Annotated in this window: 2 protein-coding genes and 13 tRNA genes; 1 reads left to right on the forward strand and 14 read right to left on the reverse strand. The window is 41.1% G+C overall.

What is annotated here, in order from left to right; genetic code table 11:
- Positions 1 to 39: 39 nt before the first annotated feature.
- Positions 40 to 1,197 (forward strand): protein kinase domain-containing protein, encoded by a 1,158-nt coding sequence (locus tag KNP72_RS15565; RefSeq protein WP_214834416.1) that lies wholly within the window; start codon positions 40 to 42, stop codon positions 1,195 to 1,197.
- A gap of 358 nt (positions 1,198 to 1,555) precedes the next feature.
- On the opposite strand, the gene KNP72_RS16080 is transcribed toward KNP72_RS15565, so the two are convergent.
- The 14 genes from KNP72_RS16080 to KNP72_RS15635 form a co-directional block, all read right to left on the reverse strand.
- Positions 1,556 to 1,927, reverse strand: coding sequence for a phage major tail protein, TP901-1 family (locus tag KNP72_RS16080; protein WP_214834420.1), 372 nt, complete (start codon positions 1,925 to 1,927; stop codon positions 1,556 to 1,558).
- Positions 1,928 to 1,977: 50 nt separating this feature from the next.
- Positions 1,978 to 2,058, reverse strand: a tRNA-Leu gene (locus KNP72_RS15575).
- A gap of 9 nt (positions 2,059 to 2,067) precedes the next feature.
- A tRNA-Cys gene (locus KNP72_RS15580) sits at positions 2,068 to 2,141 on the reverse strand.
- An 8-nt stretch (positions 2,142 to 2,149) separates the two neighbouring features.
- A tRNA-Gly gene (locus KNP72_RS15585) sits at positions 2,150 to 2,224 on the reverse strand.
- Positions 2,225 to 2,228: 4 nt separating this feature from the next.
- Positions 2,229 to 2,303: transfer RNA gene (locus KNP72_RS15590), tRNA-Gln, on the reverse strand.
- 6 nt (positions 2,304 to 2,309) lie between these two features.
- Positions 2,310 to 2,385: transfer RNA gene (locus KNP72_RS15595), tRNA-His, on the reverse strand.
- An 18-nt stretch (positions 2,386 to 2,403) separates the two neighbouring features.
- A tRNA-Trp gene (locus KNP72_RS15600) sits at positions 2,404 to 2,474 on the reverse strand.
- 3 nt (positions 2,475 to 2,477) lie between these two features.
- Positions 2,478 to 2,561, reverse strand: a tRNA-Tyr gene (locus KNP72_RS15605).
- 3 nt (positions 2,562 to 2,564) lie between these two features.
- Positions 2,565 to 2,640, reverse strand: a tRNA-Phe gene (locus tag KNP72_RS15610).
- Between the two features lie 26 nt (positions 2,641 to 2,666).
- Positions 2,667 to 2,742: transfer RNA gene (locus tag KNP72_RS15615), tRNA-Asp, on the reverse strand.
- Positions 2,743 to 2,749: 7 nt separating this feature from the next.
- Positions 2,750 to 2,823: transfer RNA gene (locus KNP72_RS15620), tRNA-Met, on the reverse strand.
- 17 nt (positions 2,824 to 2,840) lie between these two features.
- Positions 2,841 to 2,915, reverse strand: a tRNA-Glu gene (locus tag KNP72_RS15625).
- Between the two features lie 19 nt (positions 2,916 to 2,934).
- Positions 2,935 to 3,025 (reverse strand) — tRNA-Ser (locus tag KNP72_RS15630).
- 13 nt (positions 3,026 to 3,038) lie between these two features.
- A tRNA-Asn gene (locus KNP72_RS15635) sits at positions 3,039 to 3,113 on the reverse strand.
- Positions 3,114 to 3,127: the final 14 nt, after the last annotated feature.

Consider the following 3,127-nt stretch of genomic DNA (forward strand, 5'->3'; position numbering starts at 1 on the left):
GCAAGTCCTTTTTCTTTTCTAAAATAGGAGTGCAGAGTTGTGTACGTTTCCGTTGCACACTTCTGCACTCCTATTTTGCATTACACAAGCGAATCTGAGTACTTAGAAAACTACTCTAGGTATCTATCTATTATTCATACAGAAATTAATCGACTTTTGGACTTTATGATTAAAAAAAGTAAAACAAATAGACATTTTAATGCTCAAGAAAGCGTTGCATTAATTGAACTCATTGAAGAAATAAAGCGTATCAAAATAATTATAAAGTATCGCTTCCCCCAATTATTGTTTAAACTAGAGCACTCTTACGAGAGTTTTATTATAGAGTGCTCTAAATTTTTGAGCTTAAGCGGTGGTTCGACTATTCCTGAAAATATTGAGATACCCTATATAGAGCATATGCCTATTTTTTATTTGGAAAATACAATTGAGATTGAAAATGCCAAAATTCATCAGACACTTTCTTATCGTGGAGAAGGATCATACGCTATCGTCTATAAATACAAACACCCGGTACTTGATATTCCAATAGCGTTAAAAAAAGCTAAGAAAGAATTAAAAACAGATGAACTAGAGAGATTTAAAGAAGAATTCTTAACTTTAAAAAAATTTAATTCTCCGTTTATTGTAACAGCGTATTACTATGAGGAAGCTACACATTCTTATCATATGGAGTTTGTAGATAGCACTTTGAAACAATTCATTGATGCAAATAACTCTATGTTGCCAATTAACCTAAGAAAAAACATTATTTCTCAATTGATTTTAGCTCTTAAACATGTACATGAGCAGAATTTACTACACAGAGATTTAAATCCTAATAATATACTCATGCAAAACTACAATGATTTACCGATGATTAAAATCGCTGATTTTGGTTTGGTTAAAAATCTTGAAGAAGCAAGAACTAATCCCCATACAGAAATAAAAGGAAGTTGGAATGATTTTAGCGATTTAGATCGAGTCGGTTTTCATAACTACAGCATGGTTCATGAAATTTATGCAGTAACCAAAATCATTGTTTATATTTTGACCGGAAAAACAAATTTTAGTAATTTGAGTCCTTTAAAATTCCCAAAAATACTTAAGTTTATAAGCATCGGTACTAATCCCAATCCAGATGTTCGATTTAAGAATATACTAGAAATACGCGATTTTGTTTTTTCGAACGATTTGTTCTCTGAAGTTAATTTATAACCTTCAACATCAAATAGGAGTTTAGGTACCTATGATAAGTTTTCTCCTTCACACGTTATTTCATCCCTTACTCTATTTTTTTCAAATTATGTAGGGCGTATCTTCATCAGTCAGATGTACTGACGAAGAAAGCCATATGATACTTCTTCACATTGGAAGCTCACCATCATTAAGTTGATCCGTGAGAGTAGATCACTTCAATCAATGTCCATCTCTCGTTCTCTCACCTTATTGACTATATGTTTTGTGTATAGACCTGCAACTGATCGTCTATATAACTCTTCACCTAGATCATGACGAAGTGCAGTCAATGACTGCACTTCATGATGATGTTCATTGTATTAGTTGATGTTCCCATTTACATTTCTACCTCATTTGAAGTGATTGCTTCAGTCTGATTACTCTCTAGAATAATCTTCAATGGACCGTTACCTTGAAGCGAGATTGAGTACGTTACGAGATCATCGTATGGAAGATCGAGCGAAAAGTCTGTGATTGTACAGTTACCTTCATAACGTTTGCCCGATGGCATTTCAAGATACATATCTACATTCTCAGAATTCAAGAACGCTGTCTCGAGCTCTTCATACGCTGCGTCTGATTCGACATAAGCGCCATCAGCATCAATCGTATAAGACTTGAAGCCAGGAAGTGACTCATTCCAGAATCCTTCTGTGTCTTTCGATGTAGCATCAATTGACTCTGCCGAACCATAAGTAAAGATTATTATTAATTAGTTATATACAAAAAAAGACCCTAGCCTCAGCTAGGATCTACGGATACCGGTGGTCGGAGTCGAACCGACACTCCAGAGGAACACGATTTTGAGTCGTGCGCGTCTACCAATTCCGCCACACCGGCATATTATGTTGGAGGCGCCAGTCGGAATCGAACCGACGATAGAGGAGTTGCAGTCCTCTGCCTTACCACTTGGCTATGGCGCCAAATTTAATGGAGCGGAAGACGGGATTCGAACCCGCGACCCCGACCTTGGCAAGGTCGTATTCTACCACTGAACTACTTCCGCATAATGGCTGGGCTGGAAGGGATCGAACCTACGCATGTCGGAATCAAAATCCGATGCCTTACCACTTGGCTACAGCCCAATAAAATGGGGCGACTGAAGGGAATTGAACCCTCGAATGCCGGAATCACAATCCGGTGCGTTAACCACTTCGCCACAATCGCCATAATTATATTAAGAAGCAGGGGCAGCAGGAATCGAACCCGCGCTGACGGTTTTGGAGACCGTAGTTCTACCGCTAAACTATGCCCCTAAGTGGTGGGGGGGGGCGGATTCGAACCGCCGAACCCGAGGGAGCGGATTTACAGTCCGCCGCGTTTAGCCACTTCGCTACCCCCCCACATGGTGGCTTTGGACGGAATCGAACCGCCGACACAAGGATTTTCAGTCCTTTGCTCTACCAACTGAGCTACAAAGCCATGTATGTAGTAATTTAATTAAAAAATGGCGGTCCTGACGGGATTCGAACCCGCGATCTCCTGCGTGACAGGCAGGCATGTTAACCACTACACCACAGGACCACACTAATTGCGGGGGCTGGATTTGAACCAACGACCTTCGGGTTATGAGCCCGACGAGCTACCAGACTGCTCCACCCCGCGACGATATAAAATTTAAATGGTGACCCGTACGGGATTCGAACCCGTGTTACCGCCGTGAAAGGGCGGTGTCTTAACCGCTTGACCAACGGGCCATACTATTGATTGAAAAACTGGCGGAGAGCAAGGGATTCGAACCCTTGAGACGGTTTTGCCGCCTACACGAATTCCAATCGTGCTCCTTCGGCCACTCGGACAGCTCTCCAAAAAGAGAAAAGTGGCTCCGCAAGTAGGATTTGAACCTACGACCTACCGGTTAACAGCCGGTTGCTCTACCACTGAGCTATTGCGGAACGATCTTGCCTGG

The sequence above is a fragment of the Exiguobacterium sp. s152 genome (assembly GCF_018618335.1).
Lineage (GTDB): Bacteria > Bacillota > Bacilli > Exiguobacteriales > Exiguobacteriaceae > Exiguobacterium > Exiguobacterium chiriqhucha.